This window comes from Micrococcus endophyticus, assembly GCF_014205115.1.
Classification (GTDB): Bacteria; Actinomycetota; Actinomycetes; order Actinomycetales; family Micrococcaceae; genus Micrococcus; species Micrococcus endophyticus.
On record NZ_JACHMW010000001.1, the window covers coordinates 237,779 to 264,083 of the forward strand.

The 26,305-nt window shown below is 71.4% G+C and carries 28 protein-coding genes; 16 read left to right on the plus strand and 12 right to left on the minus strand.

The genetic code is table 11. The annotated features are described in order from the left end of the window. Window positions 1-7: 7 nt before the first annotated feature. From HDA33_RS01175 to HDA33_RS01185, 3 genes are all read left to right on the plus strand, one after another. Window positions 8-1,246, plus strand: coding sequence for a pyridoxal phosphate-dependent aminotransferase (locus tag HDA33_RS01175; RefSeq protein WP_017488983.1), 1,239 nt, complete (start codon window positions 8-10; stop codon window positions 1,244-1,246). Next, window positions 1,239-2,162, plus strand: coding sequence for a PPK2 family polyphosphate kinase (locus HDA33_RS01180; protein WP_184169999.1), 924 nt, complete (start codon window positions 1,239-1,241; stop codon window positions 2,160-2,162). Before HDA33_RS01175 ends, HDA33_RS01180 begins: the two co-directional genes overlap by 8 nt. A gap of 188 nt (window positions 2,163-2,350) precedes the next feature. Next, window positions 2,351-2,935, plus strand: a complete 585-nt coding sequence (locus tag HDA33_RS01185; RefSeq protein WP_184170003.1) for a type 1 glutamine amidotransferase domain-containing protein — start codon at window positions 2,351-2,353, stop codon at window positions 2,933-2,935. A gap of 144 nt (window positions 2,936-3,079) precedes the next feature. Here the strand turns inward: HDA33_RS01185 and HDA33_RS01190 are convergent, their stop codons facing one another. Continuing rightward, entirely contained in the window at window positions 3,080-3,352 is a 273-nt protein-coding gene (locus tag HDA33_RS01190; RefSeq protein ID WP_158491483.1) for an exodeoxyribonuclease VII small subunit, read from the minus strand. Continuing rightward, window positions 3,349-4,689 (minus strand): exodeoxyribonuclease VII large subunit, encoded by a 1,341-nt coding sequence (xseA, locus tag HDA33_RS01195; RefSeq protein WP_184170006.1) that lies wholly within the window; start codon window positions 4,687-4,689, stop codon window positions 3,349-3,351. The genes HDA33_RS01190 and xseA overlap by 4 nt, the downstream gene beginning before the upstream one ends. A gap of 161 nt (window positions 4,690-4,850) precedes the next feature. Between xseA and HDA33_RS01200 the strand changes: the two genes are divergently transcribed. The 3 genes from HDA33_RS01200 to HDA33_RS01210 all read left to right on the plus strand — a co-directional run bounded on the left by HDA33_RS01200 (window position 4,851) and on the right by HDA33_RS01210 (window position 7,718). Further along, the gene (locus HDA33_RS01200) at window positions 4,851-5,930 is read left to right on the plus strand and encodes a hypothetical protein (protein ID WP_184170009.1); all 1,080 of its coding nucleotides are present in this window, start codon (window positions 4,851-4,853) and stop codon (window positions 5,928-5,930) included. A gap of 49 nt (window positions 5,931-5,979) precedes the next feature. After that, complete coding sequence (locus HDA33_RS01205) at window positions 5,980-7,080, plus strand: 4-hydroxy-3-methylbut-2-enyl diphosphate reductase (protein ID WP_184170012.1); 1,101 nt, start codon at window positions 5,980-5,982, stop codon at window positions 7,078-7,080. A gap of 89 nt (window positions 7,081-7,169) precedes the next feature. Next, a complete protein-coding gene (locus tag HDA33_RS01210) occupies window positions 7,170-7,718 on the plus strand; it encodes a gluconokinase, GntK/IdnK-type (RefSeq protein WP_184170015.1) in 549 nt (182 codons plus the stop codon). Window positions 7,719-7,793: 75 nt separating this feature from the next. Here HDA33_RS01210 and HDA33_RS01215 read toward each other — a convergent pair whose 3' ends face one another. The 3 genes from HDA33_RS01215 to HDA33_RS01225 form a co-directional block, all read right to left on the minus strand. Next, complete coding sequence (locus tag HDA33_RS01215; RefSeq protein ID WP_184170018.1) at window positions 7,794-9,476, minus strand: SLC13 family permease; 1,683 nt, start codon at window positions 9,474-9,476, stop codon at window positions 7,794-7,796. Window positions 9,477-9,591: 115 nt separating this feature from the next. Further along, window positions 9,592-10,881, minus strand: a complete 1,290-nt coding sequence (locus HDA33_RS01220; protein WP_184170021.1) for a DNA recombination protein RmuC — start codon at window positions 10,879-10,881, stop codon at window positions 9,592-9,594. A gap of 134 nt (window positions 10,882-11,015) precedes the next feature. Next, window positions 11,016-11,453: a hypothetical protein gene (locus tag HDA33_RS01225; RefSeq protein WP_184170024.1), complete on the minus strand. Its 438-nt coding sequence runs from the start codon at window positions 11,451-11,453 to the stop codon at window positions 11,016-11,018. Window positions 11,454-11,510: 57 nt separating this feature from the next. On the opposite strand from HDA33_RS01225, the gene HDA33_RS01230 reads away from it, so the two are divergent. Further along, complete coding sequence (locus HDA33_RS01230) at window positions 11,511-12,062, plus strand: O-acetyl-ADP-ribose deacetylase (protein ID WP_184170027.1); 552 nt, start codon at window positions 11,511-11,513, stop codon at window positions 12,060-12,062. Between the two features lie 36 nt (window positions 12,063-12,098). Here the strand turns inward: HDA33_RS01230 and HDA33_RS01235 are convergent, their stop codons facing one another. The 6 genes from HDA33_RS01235 to HDA33_RS01260 all read right to left on the minus strand — a co-directional run bounded on the left by HDA33_RS01235 (window position 12,099) and on the right by HDA33_RS01260 (window position 17,596). Beyond that, window positions 12,099-12,794, minus strand: a complete 696-nt coding sequence (locus tag HDA33_RS01235) for a response regulator transcription factor (protein ID WP_184170030.1) — start codon at window positions 12,792-12,794, stop codon at window positions 12,099-12,101. Further along, the gene (locus HDA33_RS01240) at window positions 12,791-13,909 is read right to left on the minus strand and encodes a sensor histidine kinase (protein ID WP_338104214.1); all 1,119 of its coding nucleotides are present in this window, start codon (window positions 13,907-13,909) and stop codon (window positions 12,791-12,793) included. The genes HDA33_RS01235 and HDA33_RS01240 overlap by 4 nt, the downstream gene beginning before the upstream one ends. 86 nt (window positions 13,910-13,995) lie before the next feature. Next, on the minus strand, window positions 13,996-14,814 hold the full coding sequence (locus HDA33_RS01245) for an ABC transporter permease (protein WP_184170036.1): 819 nt from the start codon (window positions 14,812-14,814) through the stop codon (window positions 13,996-13,998). After that, window positions 14,811-15,827 carry an ABC transporter ATP-binding protein gene (locus tag HDA33_RS01250; RefSeq protein WP_184170039.1) on the minus strand — a complete coding sequence of 339 codons (1,017 nt, stop codon included), beginning with the start codon at window positions 15,825-15,827 and terminating at the stop codon, window positions 14,811-14,813. The genes HDA33_RS01245 and HDA33_RS01250 overlap by 4 nt, the downstream gene beginning before the upstream one ends. A gap of 122 nt (window positions 15,828-15,949) precedes the next feature. After that, window positions 15,950-17,173 (minus strand): MFS transporter, encoded by a 1,224-nt coding sequence (locus tag HDA33_RS01255; RefSeq protein WP_184170041.1) that lies wholly within the window; start codon window positions 17,171-17,173, stop codon window positions 15,950-15,952. Between the two features lie 54 nt (window positions 17,174-17,227). Continuing rightward, window positions 17,228-17,596 carry an ArsR/SmtB family transcription factor gene (locus tag HDA33_RS01260; RefSeq protein ID WP_184170045.1) on the minus strand — a complete coding sequence of 123 codons (369 nt, stop codon included), beginning with the start codon at window positions 17,594-17,596 and terminating at the stop codon, window positions 17,228-17,230. A 155-nt stretch (window positions 17,597-17,751) separates the two neighbouring features. Between HDA33_RS01260 and HDA33_RS01265 the strand changes: the two genes are divergently transcribed. The 4 genes from HDA33_RS01265 (at window position 17,752) to HDA33_RS01280 (ending at window position 21,381) form a co-directional block, all read left to right on the plus strand. Beyond that, window positions 17,752-18,276, plus strand: coding sequence for an Hsp20/alpha crystallin family protein (locus tag HDA33_RS01265; RefSeq protein WP_184170047.1), 525 nt, complete (start codon window positions 17,752-17,754; stop codon window positions 18,274-18,276). Between the two features lie 90 nt (window positions 18,277-18,366). Next, on the plus strand, window positions 18,367-18,927 hold the full coding sequence (locus HDA33_RS01270) for a hypothetical protein (protein WP_184170050.1): 561 nt from the start codon (window positions 18,367-18,369) through the stop codon (window positions 18,925-18,927). Between the two features lie 52 nt (window positions 18,928-18,979). Next, complete coding sequence (ychF, locus tag HDA33_RS01275) at window positions 18,980-20,065, plus strand: redox-regulated ATPase YchF (protein WP_036340374.1); 1,086 nt, start codon at window positions 18,980-18,982, stop codon at window positions 20,063-20,065. 317 nt (window positions 20,066-20,382) lie between these two features. Then, window positions 20,383-21,381 (plus strand): DUF4238 domain-containing protein, encoded by a 999-nt coding sequence (locus tag HDA33_RS01280; RefSeq protein WP_184170053.1) that lies wholly within the window; start codon window positions 20,383-20,385, stop codon window positions 21,379-21,381. Between the two features lie 39 nt (window positions 21,382-21,420). Here HDA33_RS01280 and HDA33_RS01285 read toward each other — a convergent pair whose 3' ends face one another. Next, the gene (locus HDA33_RS01285; RefSeq protein WP_338104359.1) at window positions 21,421-22,299 is read right to left on the minus strand and encodes a recombinase family protein; all 879 of its coding nucleotides are present in this window, start codon (window positions 22,297-22,299) and stop codon (window positions 21,421-21,423) included. Here HDA33_RS01285 and HDA33_RS12545 point away from each other — a divergent pair. The 5 genes from HDA33_RS12545 (at window position 22,183) to HDA33_RS12980 (ending at window position 25,847) form a co-directional block, all read left to right on the plus strand. Continuing rightward, window positions 22,183-22,545: a transposase gene (locus tag HDA33_RS12545; RefSeq protein ID WP_338104360.1), complete on the plus strand. Its 363-nt coding sequence runs from the start codon at window positions 22,183-22,185 to the stop codon at window positions 22,543-22,545. The two genes, HDA33_RS01285 and HDA33_RS12545, sit on opposite strands and share 117 nt — an antisense overlap. Window positions 22,546-23,002: 457 nt before the next feature. After that, window positions 23,003-23,743: a helix-turn-helix domain-containing protein gene (locus tag HDA33_RS01290; RefSeq protein WP_261982254.1), complete on the plus strand. Its 741-nt coding sequence runs from the start codon at window positions 23,003-23,005 to the stop codon at window positions 23,741-23,743. Window positions 23,744-23,753: 10 nt separating this feature from the next. After that, window positions 23,754-24,140 (plus strand): VOC family protein, encoded by a 387-nt coding sequence (locus tag HDA33_RS01295; protein ID WP_158494304.1) that lies wholly within the window; start codon window positions 23,754-23,756, stop codon window positions 24,138-24,140. Window positions 24,141-24,283: 143 nt separating this feature from the next. Beyond that, the gene (locus HDA33_RS01300) at window positions 24,284-25,270 is read left to right on the plus strand and encodes an IS481 family transposase (RefSeq protein ID WP_184170057.1); all 987 of its coding nucleotides are present in this window, start codon (window positions 24,284-24,286) and stop codon (window positions 25,268-25,270) included. Between the two features lie 118 nt (window positions 25,271-25,388). Further along, window positions 25,389-25,847 carry an integrase core domain-containing protein gene (locus tag HDA33_RS12980; protein ID WP_184170059.1) on the plus strand — a complete coding sequence of 153 codons (459 nt, stop codon included), beginning with the start codon at window positions 25,389-25,391 and terminating at the stop codon, window positions 25,845-25,847. The last annotated feature ends 458 nt before the right edge of the window (window positions 25,848-26,305 follow it).

Sequence of the window (26,305 nt, forward strand, 5' to 3'; positions counted from 1 at the left end):
TGGGGGCATGCCCACCCCGCGACCCCGCCAGATCCGCCAGTCCGCCAAGCTCCTGAACGTCCGCTACGACGTGCGCGGCCCCATCCTGGAGGAGGCGCAGCGCATGGAGGCCGCCGGTCACCGGATCATGAAGCTGAACATCGGCAACCCCGCCCCGTTCGGGTTCGAGGCGCCGGACGCGATCCTGCAGGCCATGTACCGGCACCTGCCCCACGCGCAGGGCTACTCGGACTCGCAGGGCATCTACTCGGCGCGCACCGCCGTCTCCCAGTACTACGAGTCCCGCGGCATCCGGGACATCGGCGTGGAGGACGTGTTCATCGGCAACGGCGTGTCCGAGATGATCTCCATGGTGCTGCAGGCCCTCGTGGACGACGGCGACGAGATCCTCGTCCCCTCGCCCGACTACCCGCTGTGGACCGGCGCCACCACGCTGGCCGGCGGCCGCGCCGTGCACTACCGCTGCGTGGAGGAGGAGGGCTGGGCGCCCGACCTCGAGCACATCGAGTCCCTCGTGACCGAGCGGACCAAGGGCATCGTCCTGATCAACCCGAACAACCCCACCGGCGCCGTCTACTCGCGCCAGATCCTCCAGGGCATCATCGACGTGGCCCGGCGGCACGGCCTGGTCCTGATGGCGGACGAGATCTACGAGAAGATCACCTACGACGGCGCCCGGCACATCAACGCCGCCGGCCTGTCCGACGACGTGCTCACCCTCACCTTCTCCGGCCTGTCCAAGGCCTACCGCGTGGCCGGCTTCCGCTCCGGCTGGGTGGCCGTCTCCGGGCCCAAGCACCGCGCCCGCGACTTCCTCGAGGGCCTCACCCTGCTGGCCAACATGCGCATGTGCGCCAACGTGCCGGCCCAGCACGCCATCCAGGTGGCGCTCGGCGGCTACCAGTCCATCGACGACCTCGTGCTCCCCGGCGGCCGGCTGCTCGAGCAGCGCAACCTCGCGCAGAAGCGGCTCAACGACATCCCCGGCGTCTCCGTCCAGCCCGCCCAGGGTGCGCTCTACCTGTTCCCGCGCCTGGACCCGGAGGTCTACGCGATCGAGGACGACCAGGAGTTCGTGATCGACCTGCTGCGGGCCAAGAAGATCCTGGTCTCCCACGGCGGCGCCTTCAACTACCCGCACACGGACCACTTCCGGCTCGTCACGCTGCCCAGCGTGGAGGACCTGGACGTGGCCCTCGACCGTCTCGAGGACTTCCTCGAGGACTGGAGGGAGCGCCGTGGCTGAGAACGGCACCGCCGAAACCGTCCGCCCGGACGACGCCGAAGGCGCCGAGACGGGCGTGTTCTCGGCCCCCGCCCGGGAGCTGTTCGCCGCCCGCCGCGGGGACGCCGTGGCGGACCCGGCCGACGTCGACGCCTCCGCGACCCCCGGCTACACGGGCGGCAAGGCCCAGGGCAAGCAGGACCTCGCCGACCGCGCCGACGTGCTCGCCGACCTGCAGGAGCTGCTCTTCGCGCAGTCCACGCGCGAGGCGCCCTCGGGCGAGGTGCCGTCGCTGCTGCTGGTGATCCAGGGCATGGACACCGCCGGCAAGGGCGGGATCATGCGCCACGTGATCGGGGCGATGGACCCCCAGGGCGTCCACCTGCACGCCTTCAAGGCGCCCACGGCCGAGGAGCGCGCCCACGACTTCCTGTGGCGCATCCGCCCGCACCTGCCCCGCCCCGGCCGGGTCTCCGTGTTCGACCGCTCCCACTACGAGGACGTCCTCGTGCACCGGGTGCGGGAGCTGTCCCCCCTGGCCGAGGTGGAGGAGCGCTACGGGGCCATCCGCGAGTTCGAGTCCCGCGTGCGCGCCGCCGGCACCCGGATCGTGAAGGTGATGCTGCGGATCTCCGCCGAGGAGCAGGCCGAGCGGCTCCTCGCGCGCCTCGACGACCCCACGAAGCACTGGAAGTTCAACGAGGGCGACCTCGACGACCGTGCCTACTGGGACGATTACATGGACGCGTACCGGATCGCGATCGAGCGCACGGACACCGAGGACGCCCCGTGGTTCGTGGTGCCGGCGGACCGCAAGTGGTTCGCGCGCCTGGCCGTGCAGCAGCTGCTGATCGAGACCCTGCAGGGGCTGGACCTCGACTGGCCCGAGGCCGACTTCGACGTCGAGGCCGCCCGCCGTCGCCTGCTGGCGGGCTGAGCGCCGCCGTCGTCGCGGTGGGCGGGCTGAGCGCCGCCGTCGTCGCGGTGGGCGGGCTGAGCGCCGCCGTCGTACGCGGTGGGCGGGCAGTGGTGGCCGGACCTTGCCAGGCCCGGGGCCGCAGTGAGTTGATCAAGGAACACCGGCCGCCGCAGAGGCGTGCCGGACCCGATCCGAAAGGTGGACTCATGACTGAGAACGCTGCCCAGAACGCCCCGCTGACCGGCAAGACCGTCGCGTTCCTCGCGACCAACGGCGTCGAGCAGGTCGAGCTGACCTCCCCGTGGGAGGCCGTGATCGCCGCCGGCGCGACCCCCGTGCTCGTCTCGCCGGAGTCCGGCACCATCACCGCGATGCAGTCCGACTGGGATCACGGCGAGTCCTTCGAGGTGAACACCACGGTGAAGGACGCCAAGGCCGAGGACTTCGACGGCCTCGTGATGCCGGGCGGCACCCTGAACGCGGACGCCATGCGCGTCAACAAGGACGCGCAGGCGTTCGTGCGTGCCTTCTTCGAGCAGCACAAGCCGGTGGCGGCCATCTGCCACGCCCCGTGGACCCTGATCGAGGCCGGCGTCGTGGAGGGCCGTCGTCTGACCAGCTACTCCTCGCTGAAGACCGACCTGAAGAACGCGGGCGCCCAGTGGGTGGACGAGGAGGTCGTCGTGGACAACGGGCTGACCACCTCGCGCTCCCCGGAGGACCTCGACGCCTTCAACGCCAAGGTCGTGGAGGAGCTGGCCGAAGGCAAGCACGAGGACCAGACCGCCTGATCCCGGCGGGATGACGACGCGCGGGGGCGGGGGCCGGTGGGCCCTCGCCCCCGCGCGTGTGCGGGCTGGGTGAAGGGATAGCCTCCTGTTTCCCGCACGAAAGCGCCGGGGACGCCTCCCGTTTCCCGCACGAAAGTGCGGGGGTCAGGCGGTGGGGGAGTCGGCCGCGCCGCGCACCTCGTCGAGGCGGGCGCGGGCGCCGTCGAGCCAGGCCTGGCAGCGGGCGGCCAGGGCCTCGCCCCGCTCCCACAGCGCCAGCGACTCCTCGAGGCCGGCGCCGCCCGCCTCGAGCCGCGTGACGGTCTCCACGAGCTCGGCGCGCGCCTGCTCGTAGCTCATGCCCGCCACGTCCGACGTGTCCGCCGAGGTGAAGCCCTCCACGGGGGCGCCGGTCTGCTCCTGCTGCTGCTCGCTCATGCCTGCTCCTTCGTTCCTGCCTGCTCGTCCTCGTCTTGCACCGTCCCCGGGCCGCCCACGCGACCGGGGCGCACGGCGGTGACCTCCGCGCTGATCCGCCCGGAGGCCACGAGGATGTCGACGTCCTCCCCGGGGGCCACCTGCGCCGCGTCCCGGATCAGCCGGCCCTCCTGCTGGACCACCGCGTAGCCGCGGTCCAGGGTCTGCTGCGGGGAGAGCGCCCGCACGCGGGCCACCAGGTGCTCGACGGCGTCGCGCTCGCGGGTGAGCCGGTGCGCCGTGGCGCGCCGGGCGCGCTCGCGCCACGCGTGCAGGTCCTGCTCGCGCCCGTCCACCATGACCACCGGGTCCGCGAGCACGGGGCGGGAGCGCAGCTGGGCCAGCCCCTCGCCCTCGCGCTGGACCCGGCGCTCCACCGCGGCGGCGAGCCGGCGACGGGCCTCGGCGATGCCGGCGGCCTCCTGGGCGGCGTCCGGGACGATGCGCTTGGCCGCGTCCGTGGGGGTGGAGGCGCGCACGTCCGCGACGTCGTCCAGCACGGGCCGGTCCGCCTCGTGGCCGATGGCGGAGACCACGGGGGTGCGGGCGGCGGCGACGGCGCGCACGAGCGCCTCGTCCGAGAACGGCAGCACGACCTCCTCGAGGGCGCCGCCGCCGCGGGCGATGACTATCACGTCCACGGCGGGGTCGGCGTCCAGGTCGGCGAGGGCGGCCGCCACCTGGCGGGGCGCCTCCGGGCCCTGCACCGCCACCTCGCGGACCTCGAAGCGCACCGCCGGCCAGCGCAGCTGGGCATTGCGCAGCACGTCCTTCTTCGCGTCCGAGTCCCGGCCGGTGATGAGCCCCACGAGACCGGGCAGCAGCGGCAGCGGGCGCTTGCGGGCCGGGTCCAGCAGCCCCTCCTCGCCGAGGCGGCGGCGCAGCAGCTCCACGCGGGCCAGCAGGTCGCCGAGCCCCACGGGGCGCATCTCCTGCACCACCATGGACAGCCGCCCGGCCTTGGTCCAGAAGTTCGGCTTGACCCGGGCCACCACGCGCGAGCCCTGCTGCACCGTGCCCTCGAAGGTCACGGCCACGTTCCGCCACGCGGTGACGGGCAGGGAGTACTCCTCCTCGAGGTCCCGCATGGTCATGTACACGTTGCCGCGATTGTTCTTGTACTCGATCAGCTGCCCCTCGATCCACGTGGCGGGGGCGCGCTCGATGTGCAGCTTGAGGTTCTCCGAGAGCCGCCGCAGCGGCCACGGGCGCTCGGCCGAGGTCTGGGACGCGGTGGCCGGCACGCCGGCGTCCAGGAGCGCGTCCGCCTCGACGTGCGCGGTGCTGCTGGGGTCCACGTTCGGCTCCTGTTCCTGGCGGCGGCGCCCTCCCGGCGGGGGAGCGGCGGCGGGTCCACGACCCGATCACGAGGGTGTCAGTACCCTCGGACACAGTAACGCGCCGCCGTCGCCGTCCCCTCAGCCCTGTGGACGAGCCCCCGCCCCGGAAGGACCGCCCCATGCGCCAGCTGACCGCCGTGCTCCTCGCGCTCGTCGCGGGGGTGCTCGCCGTGCTCGCCACGGCCGGCGCCCTCGTGGACGAGGCCGCCCACCGGCCCGCGCTGGTGCGGCAGGCGGCGGAGCAGGTGGCCTCCGACGACGACGTCCGCGCGGCCATCCCGGGGGCCGTCGCCGACGCGGTGGGGGACGCCGTGCCCGAGGGCGTGCCCGGGCCGCTGCGGGGGCTCGCCCAGGACCTGGTCCGCCCGATGGCGGAGTCCGCGGCGCAGGACGAGGGCGTGGTGCGCGGCTGGTCCGACACCGCAGACGAGGCCCGTCGCGCCTGGCTGCACGACCTGCGGGAGGCCTCGGACGCGACGGGGCCGGTGCCCGGCGGGGACTTCACGATCCCGTTCGGCCCGGTGGCCCAGTCCGGCGTGGCGGCGGCGCTCGGGGACCTCGAGACGGACCTGCGCGAGGACCGCCTGAACCTGCCCGGCCAGCAGCTCGTGGAGCGGCTGCTCGGCGTGGACTTCGGCGACTGGGCCGTGGACACGCTCGTGGGCCCCCTCCACGAGCGCGCCGCCGAGCTGCGGGACCGCACCGACCTCACCATGACCGTCACCGTGGACGCCCTGCGGGACGTGGACCGCTCCGAGGTGGCCCGCTGGGTGGGCGCCTCCGTGCACTGGCGCTGGGCCGCCGGCGGCGCCGTCGTCCTCCTGGCGGCGGCGGTGCTGATCGCCCCGCTGCGCTGGCGCGGCGTGGCCGTCCTGCTCTCGGCCGCGACCGCGCTCGTCGGCGGCTACCTGCTCGCGAACGCGACGCGCGCGGAGGCGTTCGCCGTCGCCGCCCCGGAGGGCGCCCCCGCCGGCATCGCCCGGCTCGTGGAGCGCGTGGAGCAGGCCCTGCGCCCGGCCGTGGACGCCGCCCTCGCCCCCTACGCCGACGGGCTGACGACGGCGGGCTGGATCGCGCTCGCGGTCGGCGCGGCGCTGCTCGTGGCCGAACTGGTGCTCTCCGCCGCCCGCGCAGGCCGGACCACGCCCCCGCGCGACCGCGGCGGCTCCCGGGCGGCCGCCGACCCCGCGTCCCGCTGAGGGCGGACGGCCGGGCCCGGCCCCGTGCCCGGCCGATAGCATGGTCGGCATGTCCGCACCCTCCGTCTCCGCCCGCCCGTCCGCCGTCGGCCTCGGGATGCCGCAGGTCCCGCGCGTCCGCCGCACCCGTGAGGACGTGGAGGCCGCCGCCCCCGTCTCCGGCGACAAGCGCGTGCTGCTCGCCGCCCCCCGCGGCTACTGCGCCGGCGTGGACCGCGCCGTCGTCGCCGTCGAGAAGGCCCTGGAGCACCACGGCGCCCCCGTGTACGTCCGCAAGGAGATCGTGCACAACCGCCACGTGGTGGACACCCTGACCGAGCGCGGCGTGGTGTTCGTCGAGGAGCTCGACGAGATCCCCGAGGGCGCCCTCACCGTGTTCTCCGCCCACGGCGTGTCCCCGGCCGTGGTCCAGGACGCCGAGCGGCGCAGCCTGCGCACCATCGACGCCACCTGCCCCCTCGTGACCAAGGTCCACCGCGAGGCCGTGCGCTTCGCGAAGCAGGACAAGCAGATCCTCCTGATCGGCCACGAGGGCCACGAGGAGGTCGAGGGCACGTACGGCGAGGCGCCGGAGCACACCACCGTGATCAACGACGTCGCCGAGGCGCGCGCCGTGCAGGTGGCGGACCCGGACAACCTGATCTGGCTCTCCCAGACCACGCTCTCCGTGGACGAGACCCTCGAGATCGTCGCCGTGCTGCGCGAGCGCTTCCCGAACCTGCAGGACCCGCCCTCGGACGACATCTGCTACGCCACCTCCAACCGCCAGGCGGCCATCAAGTCCATCTCGCCCGAGTGCGACCTCGTGATCATCGTGGGCTCGGCGAACTCCTCGAACTCCGTGCGCCTCAAGGAGGTCGCCGCGGAGTACGGTGCCTCCCGCGCGGAGCGCGTGGACTTCGCCAGCCAGGTGGACGAGTCCTGGTTCGAGGGCGTCTCCACGGTGGGCCTGTCCTCCGGCGCCTCCGTCCCCGAGGTCCTCATCCAGGACGTGCTGGCCCTGCTGGCCGAGTACGGCTACGGGCAGGTGGACGAGGTGGTCACCGCGGAGGAGGACATCATGTTCTCCCTGCCCAAGGAGCTGCGTGCCGAGCTCAAGCGCGTGGGCGACGACTCGCGCGGCCTCGGCGGCCGCCGGACCGAGGGCTGAGCAGCCTGGACCAGCGCGACGACGACGACCGCACCGGGCTGACCGCCGCCGACGACGACGCCGCCACCCCGGAGTCCCGCGCGGCCGCCGTGCAGGACGCCCGGCGCGCGCTCGAGGCCGTGGGGTCCGTGCCGGACCTGGCCGGGACGGCCGTGGTGGTCATGGGCGTCTCCGGATCGGGCAAGACGGTGCTGGCGCTGCGCCTGGCCGCGGCCCTCGGCGTCCCGTTCGCGGAGGCGGACGAGTTCCACAGTCCCGAGGCCGTGGCGAAGATGGCCGGCGGCACCCCGCTCACCGACGCGGACCGGCTGCCCTGGCTGCATCGGATCCGGGACTGGACGGCGGGCGCCGCGGCCGAGCGCGGCGCCATCGTGACCTGCTCCGCCCTCAAGCGCTCCTACCGCGACCTGCTCCGGGACGGTCCGGCCCGCGTGGTGTTCCTCCACGTGGACGCGCCCCAGTCCGAGATCCGGGACCGGATGGCGCGGCGCCGGCACTATATGCCGCCGACGCTGCTGCACAGCCAGGCGGCCACGCTCGAGCCCCTCGAGGCGGACGAGCCCGGCGCCGTGCTGGCCAACGACTCGACCGTGGAGGACCTGACCGAGCGCGCCCTGCGCGTCCTGGCGGCCCGCTGAGCCCCGCCTGCAAGGCCGACGGCCCCGCCCCGGATCGCTCCGGGGACGGGGCCGTCCGCGTGGTGGAGGCGTGGCTCAGAGGCCGAAGACCCACACCAGCAGGGTCATCGAGGCCACGGAGATGAGCACGGCGGCGATGATGTTCAGCCACACGCCGCCCTTCACCATCTGGCCGATGGTGACGTAGCCGGAGCCGTACGCGATGGCGTTCGGCGGGGTGGCCACCGGCAGCATGAACGCGCAGGTGGCGGCGAGGGCCACGGGGGCGGCGAGCATGAGCGGCTCGACGCCGGTGCCCAGGGCCACGCCCGAGGCCACGGGCAGGAACGTGGCCGCGGTGGCGGTGTTGGACGTCATCTCGGTGAGCAGCAGGATGCCGATCGCGGCGATCACCACGAGCACCCACACGGGGATCTCGCCCAGGCTGCGCACCTGCTCGCCGAGCCACGTGGACAGGCCGGACTTGGAGAACTGGCCGGACAGGGCCAGGCCGCCGCCGAAGAGCAGCAGCACGCCCCACGGGAGGTCCTTCGCGGCCTCCCAGTCCAGCAGGCGCACGCCGCGGCCGGCACCGCCGCCGGCGGGCAGCAGGAAGAGGACGAGGCCGACGACCATGGCGATGGCGGCGTCCGAGAGGAGCGGAGAGTCGAGGCCGAGCACGTACTCGGACAGCAGCGGCACGGTGATCCAGGCCAGGGCGGCGAGGACGAAGATCACGAGGACCTTGGCCTCGGGGGCACTCATGCGGCCCAGACGCGCCAGCTCGGCGGCGATCAGGTCGCGGCCGCCGGGGACCTCGTCGATCTCCGGGCGGAACATGACGCGGGTCAGCAGCAGCCAGCAGGCCAGCAGCAGGACGACGGCGATCGGCACGCCCACGAGCATCCACTGGCCGAAGCCGATTTCGATGCCGTGCTCGGTGGCCATGTGGCCGGCCAGCAGGGTGTTGGGCGGGGTGCCGATGATGGTGCCGAGGGAGCCGATGGAGGCGGCGTAGGCGATGCCGAGCATGAGCGCGGTGCCGAAGTTGGACTTCGTGAGCGAGCGGATCTCGGCCTGGGTGGGGGCCTCGCCGGGGGCGGACTGCTCGGCGGCGGGGACGGCGTCCGCGGCGAGGGCGTCCTCGGTGCCGTAGCGCTGGACCAGCACGAGAATGGACACGCCGATCGGCAGCATCATCACGGCGGTGGCGGTGTTGGAGACCCACATGGAGATGAAGCCGGTGGCGATCATGAAGCCCAGGACCAGGTTCACGGTCTTGGCGCCCATGAGCTTGAGCACGCCGAGGGCGATCCGGCGGTGCAGGTTCCACCGCTGCATGGCCAGGGCGAGCATGAAGCCGCCCATGAACAGGAAGATGATGTTGTTGCCGTAGCTGGCGCCGATGGAGTCGAAGGTGACGCCGCCGTCCGACTCCGCGGCGGGCACGCCGAGCGGGAAGACGACGAGCGGCAGCAGGGCCGTGGCCGGGATGGGCAGGGCCTCGGTCATCCACCAGACCCCCATGAGCACGGCGGTGGCGGCGACGAGGCGGGGCCAGACGGCGAGGTCGCCCGGCATGAGCAGGTAGAGGCCGATCGCGAGGAGCGGGCCGGCCACGAGGCCGATGATGCGCTTGGTGTGCTCGCCGCCGGTCAGCGGCTGGTCGCGCATGCCCGGGGAGGTCTCGTGCTCGAACTCCTGGGCGGCGGCCTGCGGGTCGAAGCGCGAGACGTGTTCGTTCACGTTGCTCGGCGGCGGGACGGGGCGGGACGCCATGGGCGCCTCCTCACGGTTCGGGTTTCGAGTGCGGGCTGGCAACTCTCTGTGAGTTTCACGATAGCAAGTGATCTTGGACACACAGAACCGAGGCCGGCGCGCCGGCCGGGGCGGATCAGGCCTCCCGGGCCGGGTCCTCCCGCACGGCCTCCTCGCGCGCCGGGTCCTCGCGGCGACGGCGGAGCTCGTCCTGCTCGACGCCCTCGACGAGCTCGGGGGCGGAGAGCACGCGCGGCGCGGACTCGAGGGTGCGGATGTCCGGGGTGGGTGCCAGGCCCGGGTCCGCCTCCCGCAGCTTGCGGGCCGCCGGGAGCACCCGGGACTCCACGTTGCCGACGAGCTGGTTGTAGCGGTCCACCGTGGTCTTGAGGGAGCCGCCCATGCGGTCCAGGTGGGTGCCGAGGGTCCCCAGGCGCTCGTAGAGGTCCTTGGCGCTGGCGACCACCGTGTGCGCGTTCTCCGCGAGGGTGTCCTGGCGCCAGGCGTAGGCCACCGACTTCAGGGCGGTCAGCAGGGAGACGGGGGCGACGAGGGCGACGTTGCGGGAGAAGGCGTGGTCCAGCAGGCCGCCGTCCGCGTCCAGGGCGGCGGCGAGCAGGGACTCGGCCGGCAGGAAGCAGAGGACGAGCTCGGGGGAGTGCTCGAGTCCGGCCCAGTAGGCCTTGGCCGAGAGCTGGTCCACGTGGCGGCGCACCGCGGCCGCGTGCTGGGCAGCCAGGGCCTGCCTCCGCTCCCAGGCCTCCTCGCCGGGCTCGTCCGCGAGCGCCTCGGCGGCGAGGGCGTCCCCGATGGGGGCCTTGGCGTCCACGGCCATGGTCTTGCCCCCGGGCAGGGACACCAGCAGGTCCGGGCGCAGGCGCTCGCCGTCCCGCCCGCTGAGGGTGGACTGCTCCGAGAAGTCGACGTGGTGGAGCATCCCGGCGGCCTCCACCACGCGGCGCAGCTGGGCCTCGCCCCAGTGTCCGCGGGCGGAGGTGGAGCGCAGGGTGGCCATCAGGGAGGTGGTCTGGTTCAGCAGGTCCCGGTCCGTGGCCGCGGCGGCGCGCAGCTGCTCCCCGAGGCGGCCGAACTGCGCGGCGCGGTCCCGTTCGAGCACGCCCACCTGCTCCTGCAGGGCGGTGAGCTGCTGCCCCAGGGGGGTGAGGGTGGAGAGCACGCGGGCCTCGGAGCGCTGCCGCTCCACGTCCTCCGCGCGCGCGGCCGCCACGGCCCGGTGCTCCGCGCGGGCGGCGGCGAGCTCCTCTCGCGTCCCCTGGTGCTCCACGCGCAGCGCGGCCAGCTCCTGTTCCGCGCGGCGGGCCTCCTCACCGCCGCCGGCCGCGCGGCGCCACATGAGCCAGGCGCCCGTCAGGGCGCCGACCACGAGGCCGAGGGCGAGGGCGAGCAGCAGGCTGAGGATGTCCATGCCTCCACCCTTCCAGGCGAGGCGGACGCGTTAAGCGGCGGCGCGCCGTCGTCGTGCGGCCGGACCCGCGGCCGGACCCGTCGCCGGCGTGCCTCGGCGCCCCCCGCCGGCCTGCCTCCGCTGGCGCGCCCGGCTCAGCCGAACAGCGGGTTCGGGCCGTTGGCGACCACCTGGGGGTCGCCGTCGACCTGCGCGGCGATCCCGGCCCCGGGGACGCCGGGCAGGTAGGTGAAGACGAGGCGCACGGAGGCCAGGGCGGCGGCGTCGAAGGCCTCCACGGCCACGGCGGGGCGCGGGCCGTCCTCGGTGTCGGCCTCGCCCTCGAACACGGCCACCGCGCGGGCCGGGCGCGGGCTGATCTTCGCCACCTCGGCGGCGGCCTGCTCCGGCTCGAGGTCGGGGTGCTCCCACATGCCGCGCTGGCCGTCGGCGGTGACGGCCAGGATGGTCGGGTGGAACACGGGCCGGCGCCCGAGCGTGTCGAACACGTGCTCCACGGCGAGCGTGATCAGCGGCAGCAGGTCTCGCGTGGGCGGGGTGGGGGTCGCGTCGGAGGGGGTCGAGGTGCTCACCGGCCCGAGGCTACCGGGCCTGTCCGGCGGCGGACAGGCGGGCCTAGCGTGGAGCGCATGGAGCTGCTCATCGCCCCCGGGGACATCACCGCCACCACCGCCGACGTCGTCGTCAACGCCGCCAACTCCACCCTGCTCGGCGGGGGCGGGGTGGACGGGGCCATCCATCGGCGCGGCGGGCCCGAGATCCTCGCCGAGTGCCGCCGCCTGCGCGAGACCGAGCTGCCGGACGGACTGCCCGCCGGGCAGGCCGTGGCGACGACGGCGGGCCGCCTCCCGGCCCGCTGGGTCGTCCACACGGTGGGCCCGGTGTGGGCGAAGACGATCGACAAGTCGGCGACCCTGGCCTCCTGCTACCGGGAGTCCCTGCGGGTGGCCGCGGAGCTCGGCGCCCGGTCGGTGGCGTTCCCGGCCATCTCGGCCGGCGTCTACGGCTGGCCCATGGACGACGCGGCCCGGATTGCGGTGACCACGTGCCGGGAGGTCGCCGCCCAGGGGGCCGGGTCGGTGGAGCGGGTGCTCTTCGTGCCGTTCGGCGAGCGCGCCGAGGCCGCCTTCCGCGCGGCCCTGGACGCCCCGGACGCGACCGGGGCGCCGGCGGAGACCTGACGCCGGCTCCGGAGACGCCGGCCCCAGAGCCGCGGATCAGAGCCAGCCGCGGTCCCGGGCGACGACGGCGGCCTCCCCGCGCGTGCTCGTCGCCGTCTTGCCGATCGCCGCGCTGAGATGGTTCCGCACGGTGCCGGAGGACAGGTGCAGGCGCGCCGCGATGGCCCGGACGGAGGCGCCCGTGAGCGCCTCGCGCAGCACGTCCGCCTCCCTCGGCGTGAGCGGCGAGGCACCGGCGGCCAGCGAGTCCACGGCGAGCGTCGGGTCCACCACCCGCTCGCCGCGCGCCGCGGCCCGGACGGCCTCGGCCAGGGCCTCGGCCGGGGTGTCCTTCACCACGAACCCCTGCGCCCCGAGCGCCAGGGCGCGGCCCAGGTAGCCGGGCCGTCCGAAGGTGGTGACCATGAGCACGGCGCAGTCCAGCCCCTGCGCGCGGAGCCGCTCGAGGGCCTGGAGCCCGTCCACCCCGGGCATCTCGATGTCCAGCAGCGCGACGTCCACGCCGTGGGCGGCCACGGCCTCGGGCACCCCCTCCCCGGAGCCCAGCTCCACGACCACCTCGAGGTCCGGCTCCGCCCCCAGGAGTGCCGCGAGGGCACCGCGGACCAGCGCCTGGTCGTCGGCCAGCAGCAGGCGCAGCGGTGCCGTGGCACTCGGCTCGGCGGGGCTCTGCTCGGTGCCCCGCGGCTCGGCACGGCCAGGAGCGCTCCCGATCCCCGGGTCTCGGCTCATGCTCGTCCCCTCTCCTCGTCCACCGCTGCCCAGCGCACCGCCACCGCGGTTCCCCGCCCGTCGAGCCCCGGGCCCACCTCGAGCCGCGCACCGGCGTCCGCGGCGCGGGCGGCGAGCGTCCGCGGGCCGGCGCCGCCGGCCGGTAGCCCCGTGCCGTCGTCGTGCACGGCGACGTGCCCGGCGTCCAATAAGATCCGCACCCGGGAGGCGCGGGCGTGGCGCAGCACGTTGGTGACGGCCTCGCGAAGACTCCACGCCGCGAGCGCCCGGCGGGCCTCCGGGACCTCCGCGACGGCGCCGTGGGGCGGCGCCTCGACGGCGATCCCCTGATCGCGCAGGGCGCCCACGGACTCGGAGAGCTGCGCGCCGAGCCGGGGGACGGCCAGGTCCGTGACGGCGGCGCGGGCCTCGGTGAGCGCGGCGCGGCTCAGGGCCACCACCTCGGAGGCCTCCGCCCGCGCCCGGTCCGGGTCGGCGGCGATGAGCCGCTCGACCAGCTGCGCCTTGACGTTGATGGCGGTGAGGGAGTGGCCCAGGATGTCGTGCAGGTCGCGGGCCAGTCGCTCGCGCTGGCCGGCGAGGGCGAGCTCCTGCCGCATGTCCGTCAGCTGCTCCTCGCGCCCGACGGCGAGGCGGATCACGAGCATCACGGCGGCGCCCACGGCGAGGTAGGCCAGCACGGCGGTCCGGCGGTCGTCGGTCGGGTACAGCGTCAGCGCCACCGCGGCCGTGACCGCGGCGGTGCCCACGGTCCCGAGGACGGCGAGCCGCATCGGGTGGGGGAACACCCACAGCGCCATGAGGAACGTGGCGTACAGCAGCGCCATGACACCGAGTGCCCCGGACAGGACCGTCAGGCACCCGGTGAGCACCGCGGTGTAGAGCAGCGTGCCCGCCCAGGCCGGGCGCCCCGGCAGGGGCCGGGGCACCACGAACGCGATGAGGTACACGGGGACGAAGACGGCCACGGCGGCCAGGCCGGCGATCGCGGCGCCGCGATCGGCGGCGTCCGGGTCCAGGACGCGCGGCACGAGGACGGCGATCGCGAAGCCGAAGGTGATGAGCCAGACCCCGCTGAAGCCCAGGGCCGAGGGCCACTCGCGGCGCGGGAGCACGACGGGACCCTCGGAGGCCGTGGCACCGGCCCGGCCCGCCGGCGTTCCGGCGGCCGGGAGCGGAGCGGACGCGGTGCCGCTGGGGCTCACGCGCGCGCCGTCCTGGACCGGGCGGCCACCAGGCAGATCAGCGCGAACACGATCGTCCAGGCCGCCAGGTTCACGAGCGGCAGCCAGAGCGGGTCGCCGGCCGGGGCCGCCCCGGGGCCCATCTGCGCGAGGTCGCCCTCGAGCTGGGGCCAGCGGGCGAGCACGCCGGCGCCGTACACCGGGGTGAAGCGGCCGATCTCCAGCATGATGCCCTCCAGCGGGACGAAGAGGTTGCCCAGGAACCCGAACACCACCAGCATGCCCGATGCGGCGCTCACCGCGGCCTCCGAGCGGAACAGCAGGGCGGCGGCGAGGCCGAACAGCGCGAAGGGCAGGGACGAGACCAGGGCGAGCACGCCCGTCGCCGCCCACGTGCCGGCGGTGTCCAGCTGGGCGCCGGTGAGGGCGCCCGCCGTGAACACGGCCACCACCGGCAGCGCCGCCGTCGCGAGCGCCACGAGGCACTTGCCGGCGAGGTAGGCGCCGGGGGTGAGGGCGGTGAGGGAGAGCTGGCGTCCCCAGCCGGTCTGCCGTTCGACGGCGGCCGACCCGGCGATCGACGTGGTGGCCATGACCGCGCCGTACACGGCCATGCCGGTCATGGTGTAGGCGGAGACGTCGCCGTGGCCGAGGGGCTGGTCGCCCCAGTCGGAGAGCGCTCCGAACATCAGGTACAGCGCCACGGGCAGGACCACGGTGAAGAACGTGGACTCCACGAGGCGCACGGTGCGGACGAACTCGCGCCCGGCATAGCCGAGCAGGCGGCCGGCGGGCGTGGTGGTGCGGACGGCGGCGGGGGTGCCGGGGGTGTTCATGCTCGGGCCTCCGGAACGGTCTCGGGCGAGGGCGCGGCGGAGTCCGTGCCCCGGGTGAGGGACAGGAACATCTCGTCGAGCGAGGGGCGCGTGACGGCCACGTCCCGCAGCAGACCGCGGGAGAGGACGTGCAGGGCGGCCTCGTCGCCGGTGACGGGGGCCTCGGCCGCCACGAGCACGCGGACGCGGTCCCCGCCCTCGGCGGGCTGGACCTCGACGGCGTCCGGCGCCAGTCCGAGCTCCGCAGCCAGGGCGTCGGGGGAGCCGGGGCCGGTCCAGCGGCCGGAGAGGGTGACCGCGCCTCCGGCGGCCAGGGCGTCCGGGGCGCCGTCGGCATGGATCCGGCCGTGCTGCATCAGCACGATCCGGTCCGCGAAGTCCTCGGCCTCGGGGAGGAAGTGCGTGGCGAAGACCACCGTGCGGCCGCGGGCCGCCTCGGCGTGCATGGCCTCCCAGAACCCGTGGCGGCCGCCGACGTCCATGCCGGCCGTGGGCTCGTCCAGGATGAGCAGCTCCGGGTCGGTGAGCAGGGCCAGGGCGAAGCGCAGGCGCTGCTGCTCACCGCCGGAGCAGGACTTCACCTTGCGCCGGGCCAGGCCCCGCAGACCGGCGCGGTCCAGGGCAGTGTCCACGCCGATGTGGCGGCGGTGGCAGCCGGCCACCATCGCGACCGTCTCGCGCACGCTGAGGTCCTTGAGCAGGCCGCCGGTCTGCAGGACGGCGCCCACGCGGCCCGCGCGCACCGCGGCGCCTGGGGCCTGGCCCAGGACACGGACGGAGCCGGAGCTGGGGGAGGAGAAGCCCAGGGCCATGTCCAGCAGAGTGGTCTTGCCGGCGCCGTTGGGGCCCAGCAGGGCCACCACCTGGCCGGCGGGGATGCTCAGGTCCACGCCGTCCACGGCGCGGACCGCGCCGAAGCGGCGGCTCACGCCGGCGGCGTGCAGGGCGGGTGCGGGGTCGGCGGGTGGGGTGTCGGGGTGGGCGAGGTCGGGGACGGGATCGGTGCGGCTCATGCCCCCAGTCTTCGCGGCCGGGGCCCCGCCCGGATGCGGCAGGCGTCAGGATCCGGGCATGACGGATGTCAGGGGTGGAGGGCCCACCGCCCGGCCGCATGCGTTCGGCGGCGGCCGACCGCTCAGCGGTCGACCGGCGGCTGCCCCTCCGCCCGCCGCCACGCGAGCACGGTGAGCACCAGGCCGGCCGCGCCGATGCCCACGAGCACCAGCCCGACGGCGGGCAGCCCGATCCGGGCGCCCAGCAGGCCGGCCAGCGGGTAGGTGAGCAGGAAGCAGGCATGGGAGAGCGAGAACTGCGCGGCGAACACGGACGGGCGGCTCTGCTCGGTGCTGTTCCGGCGCAGCAGGCGCGCGGACGGGGTGAGCACGGCGGCGGTGGCGGCGCCCATCAGCGCCCACAGCACGAGCAGCCCGGCCCACTGCGCGCCGGCGTCCAAGCCGGTCATGGCCCCGACGGCGGCCAGCAGCAGCACAGGCAACGTGGCGGCGCCGGCGAGCATCACCCGGCGGTCCGGGACGGCGTCCAGCACACGCGGCAGGCCGAGCGCCACCACCATGGAGCCGCCGCCGTACGCGGCGAGCAGCAGCGCCACGTCCTGCTGCGGGCGGCCGAGGTCCGCCTGCACGAGCACCACGGTGTTGACGATCACCATCGCCGTCGTCGTCGCCACCACGAGGTTGACGCCGAGCAGGCCGCGCAGCTCGAGCCGCGCCCAGTAGGCCCGGGTGCCCCGGGTGAGCCGGTCCAGGAACGGGGCCGGCTCCGGGGCCTGGATCGCGGGGAACCGGGCCAGCGCCACGAGCGCGGCGGACACGAGGAAGCCGATCACCGTGCCGAAGAACAGGTTGTTGTACGCCATCACCGTCAGCAGGGCGGCGGCGAGTAGGGGGCTGATGAGCGATTCGAGGTCGTAGGCCAGGCGGGAGAGGGAGAGGGCCCGGGTGTACTCGCGCTCGTCCGGCAGCACGGAGGGGATCACGGCCTGGAAGGTGGGCGTGAAGGTGGCCGAGGCGGACTGCAGCAGGAAGATCAGGATGTAGGTCTGCCAGGCCTCGGTGACGAAGGGCAGGGAGACGGCGACGCCGGCGCGCACCAGGTCCGCGCCGATCAGCACGCGGCGGGCGGGCAGGCGGGACACGAGTGCCGTGGTCACGGGGGAGACGAGCACATAGGCGACCATCTTGATGGCCATGACGGTGCCCATGACGATGCCCGCGTCGGACCCGGCGATGTCGTAGGCCAGCAAGCCCAGGGCGACGGTGAGCAGGCCGGTGCCCAGCAGCGCGATGATCTGCGCGCTGAACAGCCTGGCGTAGGTGGGGTTGCGCAGGACGGCGAGCATGGGTCTCTCCTGGAGGGCGGCGGGGACGACGACGGCGGGGCGCGGCGTGGGCGCTCAGTCCCGGGGCGCGTGGGTGTGGCGGAGGGGCTGGCCGGGGCCGGCGGAGTGTTCGGCCTGCCGGATGGCCTCGAGGACCAGGGTGACGGCGTGCTCGTCGGTGAGCCGGTAGAGGACGCGGGTGCCCTCGTGGCGGGTGGTGACCATGCGGGCCATGCGCATCTTGGCCAGGTGCTGGGAGACGGCGGCCGGCTTGCGGTCCACGGCCTCGGCGAGGGCGTTGACGGGGAGCTCCTCATCGCGGTGGAGGGCGAGCACGAGGCGGATGCGGGTGGCGTCCGAGAGGAGGCGCAGGACCTCGGCGGCCATCTCCACGTGGTCGGGGAAGAGCTCGGGGGTGCCGCTTATTTTCGTATCTGCATGCATACGCAGATACTAGGGCATGAGGGCGGTGGAGGTGTCATCCGAAGATTGAGCGGAGTTCACTCAACTTGGGGGAATAGGTCTCCGGCGGGGTGTGTTGTGAGGGGCAGACGTCGCGGTCCGCGGCGCCACCCGACCACTGAGGAGAGTGAACCGACATGGCCCGTCCCATCGATCCCTTCCGCGAGATGGAGCGCCCCTTCCGTGAGATGGAGCGCCTCGTGAACGGTCTGACCCGCACCAGCGGCACCGCGTCCATGCCCATGAACCTGTTCCGCGAGGGCGACCGCTTCGTGGCGGAGGTCGAGCTGCCCGGCGTGGACCCGACCTCGATCGACGTCGACGTGGAGGAGCGCACCCTCACCGTGCGCGCCGAGCGCAAGGAGAGCCCGGCCGGCGAGGACCGCCGCTGGCTCACCCGTGAGCGCTCCGCCGGCACCTTCGCCCGCCAGCTCACCCTCGGCGAGGGCCTGGCCCTGGACCGCATCGAGGCGGACTACGAGGACGGCGTCCTCACCCTGACCATCCCGGTGGCCGAGCAGGCCAAGCCGCGGAAGATCTCGGTGAAGCACTCGGGCGCCGGGGCCGGCGCGGGGCAGACCGTGCCCGGCGAGACCGCCGAGGTCGAGGAGCGCTCGGCCGAGCAGGAGGCCGCCCAGAACGGCGGTGCCCCGCAGGCCTGATCGCCTCCGGTTCACAGCGCTGAGCCCGACGGGGCCGTCCGCACGGACGGCCCCGTCGTCGTGTCCGGGGTGCGCCGTAGGATCGCCGCCATGGTGAAGAAGCTCGAACAGAACATGGGCGCGGACGCCATGCGCGCCGCCACCGGGCGCGACCACGCGGGCTGGCGCGCCGTGCTGCAGGAGGCCGGGGCGCAGCAGTGGTCCCACTCCCGGATCGCGGCCTACCTCGTGGAGGAGCACGTCGTGGACGGGTGGTGGGCGCAGGGCATCACCGTGGACTACGAGCAGGCGCACCAGGGGCGGCTGCCTGGCCAGCAGACGGACGGCACGTTCAGCGTGGGCCTGACCCGCACGGTGCCGGGGGAGCGGCTGGAGGCGCTCGCCCGGGTGGAGGCGACGGTGAGCGCCGTCCACGGCGAGCCGCACGGCAGGAACATGGGGGCGAGCCAGCCGGTGGTGCGGTGGCGGCTTCCCGACGGCGGCCGGCTCGCCGCCGCCGCGCAGGCCCCGAACAAGACCGGCACCCCCGTGAACCTCACGATGCAGAGGCTGCCGGACGCGGCCGCCGTCGAGCCGACGCGACGCGCGCTCGAGGAACTGCTGGAGGCCGCCCGCTCCGGCGAGGGTCCGGTGGCGACGCCCGGACGGTGAGGCGGGGGAGCGGGGCCCGCGGAGCGAGGCCGCACCGGTAGACTCACAGACCGTGGCTTTGACTATCGGATTCGTGGGACTGCCCAACGTGGGCAAGTCGACCCTGTTCAACGCGCTGACGCGCCAGACCGTGCTCGCGGCGAACTACCCGTTCGCGACGATCGAGCCGAACGTGGGCGTGGTGAACCTGCCGGACGAGCGGCTGCCCCAGCTGGCCGAGATCTTCGGCTCCGAGCGCATCCTGCCGGCCACGGTGTCCTTTGTTGACATCGCCGGCATCGTCAAGGGCGCCTCCGAGGGGGAGGGCCTGGGCAACCAGTTCCTGGCGAACATCCGCGAGGCCCACGCGATCGCCCAGGTGGTGCGCGCGTTCGACGACGGCGACGTCGTCCACGTGGACGGCAAGGTGGACCCGGCCTCGGACATGGAGACCATCAACACCGAGCTGATCATCGCGGACATGCAGACCGTGGAGAAGGCGATCCCGCGCGTCGAGAAGGAGGTCAAGGGCAAGAAGAAGGAGCCCGCCGACCTCGAGGCGCTCAAGGCTGCGCTCGCGGTGCTGGAGCGGGGCGAGACGATTTTCGCCGCGAAGGACAAGGACAAGTTGGACATGGACCGGCTGCGGGAGCTGAGCCTGCTCACCGCCAAGCCGTTCATCTACGTGTTCAACTCCGACGAGGGTGTGCTGGGGGATGAGGCCAAGCAGCAGGAGCTGCGCGATCTGGTGGCCCCCGCCGACGCCGTGTTCCTGGACGCCAAGCTCGAGTCCGACCTCGTGGAGCTCTCCGAGGAGGAGGCCGCCGAGATGCTGGAGATGGCCGGGCAGGACGAGTCCGGGCTGGACCAGCTGGCCCGCGTGGGCTTCTCCACCCTTGGCCTGCAGACCTACCTGACGGCCGGGCCCAAGGAGACGCGCGCCTGGACCATCCCGGTCGGCGCGACGGCGCCGGAGGCCGCCGGCGTGATCCACACCGACTTCCAGCGCGGCTTCATCAAGGCGGAGATCGTGAGTTTCGATGACCTCATTGCTGCCGGGTCCATGGCCGACGCCAAGGCCGCCGGCAAGGTGCGCATGGAGGGCAAGGACTACGTGATGAAGGACGGCGACGTGGTGGAGTTTAGATTTAATGTCTGATTCCGCGTGATTCTGCGGTTCTGGGTGCCATAACGAGTCTGGTTCACACAGTATTACGGCAGGAGTGGCAGGAGCTGTGGTACGTGTGGCAGTCGGCATGGCACGGGTGCGGCGGCGAGCGAGGGAAGAGCCCCGCCGGACTACTCCGGCGGGGCTCTTGGCGTCTGTTGGCCGCGCGGGGCGCTATGTGCCCGCCTGTCGCACTGGGAGCGAGGAGGGGTCCACGGGTGCCGATAGATGAGCGGGAGGCCCTGTGTTTGCTCATCGAGACGCAGTCGAAGCTTGATACCCCGCTCATGGGCAACGATAGTTAAGGCATGTCAAAAAACGACACCATAACCCGTCGACACCATTATGTTCCGAAAGGATATCTAAAGGGCTTTGCTAAATACGAAGAGTTCGCCGACGATCGAATTAAAATACACGCTAAGCCGCTAAATAAAACCGACAAAGAGTTTACGGCAAGTGTTGCAGATGTGGCGCTTAAGTATGACTACAACACCCTCAAAAGCCCTGCACTATTCAAGCGCGTAGATGAAGCAGAGAATCAGTTGCAGGCAGTTGAAAATACAGCTATACCGATTATAAGGAGAATTGAGAACGGGGACGCAAATCTCGATCATGACCAGAGAGAGACACTCTCTTGGTATCTCGCATTACAGGCAACGCGTGTGCCCCGTGTGCGTGCCGCGCACGAAGAGTTTTTAGACATCCTTGAAAATATGAGAGGTAGGATTAAACAACCGCAAGACATCCAGAAAGTCGTGGATTCCTTCGGTAGTCTTAATTACCCAGACTTCAATGCCTATGAGGTATGGCAAAGTTTGAATAACCCTCAGGACAGCCTGCGGAATAACTTGCGGCTCCAGCATCTGGAGAACACCTTCCTCAGTGCGCAGCGCGAGTTACCTTTCATCCAAATCCGTCAGTGGAAGTTTGTATACTTCGACAACGCTACGCTAATCACTTCAGACTCTCCCATCTCTACCTACCCGCCCAAGGGTGCAGTGACAAAGGAAACATCAACGATCGGCGGCGTGTCGGGGTTGTTGTTTCCCGTGGCTCGCACGGTGGCGTTATCAATTGGCGACTATCCCAGAGTCAACTCACTCATGAGTCAACATGATGTGAATAAAAATCTTAAAGTCGTCAAAGAAAATATGGACGGCAAGCACGATAGAGTTATAAAGGGAAGTGCGGCGATTGCGCGACACTACAATGCAATGACCGCGCACTTTGCCTATAAATATTTGTATTGTCATCCAGACGATGCCAACTTTGACGCGGCGGAACTAAAGAATTCATTCACCCTATAGGCGAAAGACGTTACGGCGCTCAGCCCAACGCAAACCCACTCAACGGTTTGGAATCGCTTTTATTCCCTCCACGCAGCCGCGAGCCTCTCTCAATGCCTTGTAGGCCGTGGTGCGGCTAATACCTGCCTCACGCGCTATGCGCGCCATAGGGACGCCTTGGGCGTGTCGGGCGGCTACCTCTGCTTGTTGCTGCGCCGTCAGCACTGGCGGACGATGTCCGCGCTTCCCCGCTGCCTTGGCGGCGGCTACCCCCTCCTGCCTGCGCTCGTTGATGATGGTGCGCTCAAACTGGGCGAATGCCCCGAGCATCTGAAACATGAGCGTGGCGGCGGGGTCGGCGGTTTCGGTGAGGCTGAACGCGATGCGCTCCTTGATGAACTCCAAGCGGACGCCCTTGTCGAGCGGCTGCCGGACGACGTCGTCGAGGTCGCGCAGGTCGCGGGCGAGGCGGTCCACGGAGTAGACGCGGACGGTGTCGCCCTCGCTTGCGTAGTCGATGAGGGCGGTCAGTTGTGGGGGATTGCGGGTCTTGGCGCTGGCTTTCTCGCTGAAGACTTTCTCGCAACCTGCGGCAAGCTCGGCTTGTCTCTCAGGGGTTTGCCCCGCACTGCTGACTCTGGTGTAGGCGATTGTATGCCCATGGTTATGCTCCTTTATATATGTAATGCTCTTAGGCTGAATATCAGGAGTGTGAAGTGAACCGTCCCCGGTGTTATGTCGCTTCCTTTTGGGTATGGAAGGAAGATAAAAAGTATGCCGAAGAGGATCTCGGAGTAGACCAAGCAGCGGGCCACCCGCCTGGTGCTGGACCGCCTCGATGACTACCCCACCCTGACCGCGGCCTGTCGGGCCGTCGGCGACCGACTGGGCATCGGGAAGGGGTCCCTGCGCCGCTGGGCCCGCCAGGCTCAGGTCGATGCCGGTGAATGCGAGGGAGCGTCCTCCAGCGAGCAGGAGCGGTTCAAGCAGCTCGAGCGGGAGAACCGCGACCTGCGCGAGGCCAACGCGATCCTGAAGGACGCCGCGGTTTTCTTCGCCGGGGAACTCACCCCCGACGCAACTGATCCTAGGATTCATCGAGGGCCGGTTGCCCAGGGCCGCTCGCTCGGGTCGATCTGCACGGTGCTGCGCGAGCAGGGCGTACCGGTCGGCGAGCGGACCTAGCGGGTGTGGAAACGAGCCCAGCCCAGCACTCGCAACCTCAGCGACGCGGTGATCATCGATGGGATCCGCACCGCCCGGGTGAACGCGCACGGCAGTGATTCCCCGGAGTAGATGTACGGACGACAGAAGATGACCGCGCTGCTACGGCGCCAGGGCCACGAGGTTTTCGAACGCCGGGCGGGCCGGCGGATGCGCGAGCTCGGGGTCAACGGCCTGGTGCGAGGCAAGGGTGTGCGCGCCACGGTCCCGGACCGCACCGCCGCCCGGGTCCCGGACCTGCTAGCTGTACTGCCCGGAGACGTTGATCGAGCCGCCACAGCCCTGGCGGTCGTGTAGCGACACCACAGTGGTCGTCAGACAAGTGACTGTTTCTGGGCCGGGGCTTCCCTAGGGTGGGTGCATGCCCGTTTGGCAGCCAGCTATCCCGCAAGGGTTGCGCCCCCATCTCCTTTCCTGGGTGGGGTACGACTTCACCAGTACCGACACCGTCCACCACGGGGTTCCCTCGATGGGCGTCACGGTGGTGCTGTCGCTCGGAGAGCCCATCGACTGTGGCTGGCTTCATGGCGACGCGCGGCATCTCTGTGACGTACTAGTCTCCGGCCTGCACACCACTCCGGCTCTGATCCAGTCGAGGGGACGCCAGCAGGGCCTTGAATTGTCGCTCCACCCGCTCTCGACCCGTCGGCTTCTCGGGCTGCCGGCCGGGGAACTGGCCGGCTCGATGGTTGATGTGAATGATCTCTCGTGGCCCAGGCACCTGCTCGACCAGCTGCGGCAGTCAACGTGGCCACGACGGTTCCACCTCTTGGCGGCATTCCTCACCAAGAGGCTCGAGCAGCATCCTCATGCACCGCGCGCAGACCTGGTCGAGGCACTCGCGCGGATCCATCGGACCCGAGGCACGATCCCCATCTCCGGCCTGGCTCAGGACGTTGGCCTGTCCAGACGGCGGCTCTCAAGCCTGTTCGACCTCGAGACCGGTCTCTCGCCCAAGCAGGTGGCGCGCATCGCTCGCTTCACCCACGCCAAAGACCTGGTCCAGCGCGGCGCCCAGCCCTCGGACGTCGCGGCGATGGCCGGCTACAGCGACCAACCGCACCTGTCCCGGGAATGGAAGTCGATGACTGGATGGACGCTGCGCCAGTCGAAGGACGATTTCCCATTGCTTCAAGACACGGACATGCTTCCGGCGTGAGGCTAGAGCCATGACGACACCACAGCTGTTCCACTGCCTGCGCTATACAGACGCCGATCGAGGCATCGACTTCCTCCAAGCCATCGGCTTCACCACCGCCATGATCGTGCGGGATCCTGATGACGCGACCTTGGTGGCCCATGCGCAACTTGCCTGGCGTGACAACGGGGGCATCATGCTCGGCTCTGTTCGGGACGATGACCCGCATTACGGGCCGGGGATCTGCAACCTGGTGGTCGCCAGTGATGAGGACGTGGACAGCCTCTTCGCCGCAGCCCTGGCACACGGCGCGACCACCGTCACGGAGCCCAACGACGCCCCCCACGGAGGGCGCAACGCATGTGTCGCTGACTTCGATAGCCACTGGTGGAACCTCGACTCCTACCCGGGAGCCTGAGCCGGGGAACACCCCTCGACACCGTCATGTGCCACGGCTCACGAGTTCGTGCACATCTCAATGAGCCCTGACCCACACAATCTCGCCGCCCGCGGCGGCAACTGGCCTTCCTGGGCGGCGCATGCCCCCAGGAAGGCCTCGTCATGTCCCACGCGAACGCCGCTCTCACCCCTCGCCACCGCCTGATCGTCGGCCGCTTGGTCGTCGATGACGGCTGGCCGATCAGCGAGGTCGCCGCCAGGTTCCAGGTCTCCTGGCCCACGGTGAAGCGCTGGGCCGACCGCTACCGCACCGGCGAGCCAATGCAGGACAGGTCATCCAGGCCGCATCACTCACCGAACAAGACCAACCAGCAGACTGCCAGGCGCTGCGTCCGTCTTCGCCTGCGACTACGGGAAGGGCCGGTGCAGTTGGCCAGCCGACTTGGGATAGCCCCGTCCACGGTCCACCGCATCCTTACAGACGTGCACTTGAACCTGCTGTCGCACGTCGACCGCGCCACGGGAGAACCGGTGCGCCGTTACGAGCACGATCACCCAGGGTCGATGCTGCACGTCGACGTGAAGAAGCTCGGCAACATTCCCGACGGCGGAGGATGGCGCTACGTCGGGCGGCGACAGGGCGACAAGAACCGGGCCGCTACACCCGACAAGCCGAAGAACAAGCACTACGACCCGTTGATGGGCATGGCTTACGTCCATACCGTCATCGACGACCACTCCCGCGTCGCCTATACCGAGATCCACGACGACGAAACCGCCCGCACTGCCACCGCCGTGCTGGTCCGAGCCGTCGAGTGGTTCAACGCCCGCGGCGTCACCGTCGAGCGGGTCCTGTCCGACAACGGCGGCGCGTACCGCTCACACCTGTGGCGCGACACCTGCGCCGAACTCGGTATCCGGCACAAGCGCACCCGGCCCTACAGGCCGCAGACCAACGGGAAAATCGAGCGCTTCCACCGCACCCTGGCCGACGGATGGGCTTACGCCCGCTGCTACACCTCCGAAGCCGAACGACGGGGCGAGCTGGACGACTGGCTGCACTACTACAACCATCACCGGCCGCACACGGCCTGCGGGAACCTCCCGCCCTTCTCGCGATTGATCAACGTCTCCGGGCAGTACAGCTAGCCCGGGACTTCACCGCCCCGGCGCCGAACCAGTGCTGGGTCCTGGCTTCACGTATACCCGGACCTGGGCCGAATTCGTCTACGTCGCGCGTTCGTGATTGACTGCTACTCGCGCGATCGTGGGCTGGCACGCCGCGACCACGAAGACGACCCCGTTGCTCACCACCGCGCTGCGGATGGGACCGTGGCTCCGTGACCGGGCCGGGCACACGGTGAAGGGTGGGCTGGTCCATCACAGCGATGCCGGATCTCAATTCCCGTCGGTAGCCTCCGCCGAGACCCTGGCGATGGAGGGCATCGCTGCCTCGATCGGGTCCATCGGCGACGACTATGACAACGTCCTGGCGGAGTCCACGATCGGATCGTTCAAAAACAAGGCGGTGCGGGACGGTTCCCCATTCCGGACCGGCCCGCTGCGCAGCATCGACGACGTGGAGTGGGTCCGCGCCGGCTGGGTCGACTGCTACAACAACAGGCGGCTGCAGTCCACCCTCGGCGGCATCCCGCCCGAGGAGAAGGAAGCCGCGTACTACGCTGATCTCACCACGCTAGCCCGCCGGGTGCTGGCACCCGTGTAGGAGTGGCAAAGAGCCGGGGACGGTTCACATGCCGGGGCGAGTCAGCCGGGTGCCTGGGGCATTCGCACCGGGGCTCCAAGTTCCGTTCGACCCCGTTCCAGGGCGATCTAACCCGTCGTGGGCTGATCGAATCGATGGACCAGGTTGGTTCTGCGGGGGCAACGCGGCCTGGAGTCCTTCGTCGCCCTGTTGCAGACAGGGCCGACTGGGCCGGTTGACCTCGATCGAATTCGAGATGACGATAGGCCACACGCCCGCTCACGCAGCGTAACGACAACTGGCACCTATGCCTACACCAGTTCCTTGAGCACGTGAGCGCAGGCGTGAGTGAAACACATGATCGCTTCTATAATCGTTGCAATGACTTGTAAGACACTGAATTGAATTAAAGCCGGAGGGAAACGCAATGTCCGGACCCAGGTCCTATTCTGATAAAACACGCATCGCCCTAGGAGCGG

Excerpts from the sequence above, each read along its gene's own strand:
- HDA33_RS01185 (WP_184170003.1), top strand. The coding sequence starts at position 2,351 with ATGACTGAGAACGCTGCCCAGAACGCCCCGCTGACCGGCAAGACCGTC.
- HDA33_RS01215 (WP_184170018.1), bottom strand. The coding sequence starts at position 9,476 with ATGGCGTCCCGCCCCGTCCCGCCGCCGAGCAACGTGAACGAACACGTC.
- HDA33_RS01230 (WP_184170027.1), top strand. The coding sequence starts at position 11,511 with ATGGAGCTGCTCATCGCCCCCGGGGACATCACCGCCACCACCGCCGAC.
- HDA33_RS01250 (WP_184170039.1), bottom strand. The coding sequence starts at position 15,827 with ATGAGCCGCACCGATCCCGTCCCCGACCTCGCCCACCCCGACACCCCA.
- HDA33_RS01175 (WP_017488983.1), top strand. The coding sequence starts at position 8 with ATGCCCACCCCGCGACCCCGCCAGATCCGCCAGTCCGCCAAGCTCCTG.
- HDA33_RS01280 (WP_184170053.1), top strand. The coding sequence starts at position 20,383 with ATGTCAAAAAACGACACCATAACCCGTCGACACCATTATGTTCCGAAA.
- HDA33_RS01235 (WP_184170030.1), bottom strand. The coding sequence starts at position 12,794 with ATGAGCCGAGACCCGGGGATCGGGAGCGCTCCTGGCCGTGCCGAGCCG.
- HDA33_RS01220 (WP_184170021.1), bottom strand. The coding sequence starts at position 10,881 with ATGGACATCCTCAGCCTGCTGCTCGCCCTCGCCCTCGGCCTCGTGGTC.
- HDA33_RS01200 (WP_184170009.1), top strand. The coding sequence starts at position 4,851 with ATGCGCCAGCTGACCGCCGTGCTCCTCGCGCTCGTCGCGGGGGTGCTC.
- HDA33_RS01265 (WP_184170047.1), top strand. The coding sequence starts at position 17,752 with ATGGCCCGTCCCATCGATCCCTTCCGCGAGATGGAGCGCCCCTTCCGT.
- HDA33_RS01190 (WP_158491483.1), bottom strand. The coding sequence starts at position 3,352 with ATGAGCGAGCAGCAGCAGGAGCAGACCGGCGCCCCCGTGGAGGGCTTC.
- HDA33_RS01245 (WP_184170036.1), bottom strand. The coding sequence starts at position 14,814 with ATGAACACCCCCGGCACCCCCGCCGCCGTCCGCACCACCACGCCCGCC.
- HDA33_RS01270 (WP_184170050.1), top strand. The coding sequence starts at position 18,367 with ATGGTGAAGAAGCTCGAACAGAACATGGGCGCGGACGCCATGCGCGCC.
- HDA33_RS01205 (WP_184170012.1), top strand. The coding sequence starts at position 5,980 with ATGTCCGCACCCTCCGTCTCCGCCCGCCCGTCCGCCGTCGGCCTCGGG.
- HDA33_RS01300 (WP_184170057.1), top strand. The coding sequence starts at position 24,284 with ATGTCCCACGCGAACGCCGCTCTCACCCCTCGCCACCGCCTGATCGTC.
- HDA33_RS01260 (WP_184170045.1), bottom strand. The coding sequence starts at position 17,596 with ATGCATGCAGATACGAAAATAAGCGGCACCCCCGAGCTCTTCCCCGAC.
- HDA33_RS01295 (WP_158494304.1), top strand. The coding sequence starts at position 23,754 with ATGACGACACCACAGCTGTTCCACTGCCTGCGCTATACAGACGCCGAT.
- HDA33_RS01255 (WP_184170041.1), bottom strand. The coding sequence starts at position 17,173 with ATGCTCGCCGTCCTGCGCAACCCCACCTACGCCAGGCTGTTCAGCGCG.